Origin of the sequence: Methylobacterium nigriterrae (genome assembly GCF_037106235.1) — a bacterium.
Taxonomy (GTDB): Bacteria; Pseudomonadota; Alphaproteobacteria; order Rhizobiales; family Beijerinckiaceae; genus Methylobacterium; species Methylobacterium nigriterrae.
Genome location: NZ_JBAWTG010001041.1, coordinates 1 through 254, shown reverse-complemented (window position 1 = coordinate 254; position 254 = coordinate 1). Strand labels below are relative to the sequence as shown.

At 63.0% G+C, this 254-nt stretch carries 1 protein-coding gene; it reads right to left on the bottom strand.

Features of this window, described 5'->3' with window-relative positions:
- Window positions 1-33: 33 nt before the first annotated feature.
- Window positions 34-254 (bottom strand): hypothetical protein (locus tag WDW90_RS40165; protein WP_336493124.1); only part of this gene is annotated, 221 nt, incomplete at its 5' end.

The following is a 254-nucleotide window of genomic DNA, read 5'->3' as shown; positions in this document are numbered from 1 at the left end:
TGGATCGTGGCCTCGGAGCGGCGCCGGCCGACATCAAGCCAGATTGTCGGCAACCATGAACAGAAGGAGCGAGGCGGTGGTCAGCGTCAATAGGATCTGCGTCTCCGAGAGATTGCAGCGCACCGCCAGAATGACCGGTTCGCCCTCAACCCGGTCATTCGGTGCCGGCCGCCCCGATCGGATTGACGATGACGTCCACGACCCGCCTCCGAGCAAAAGATGATGCGTCGCTTCCTGCCGCACGAACGAGCATG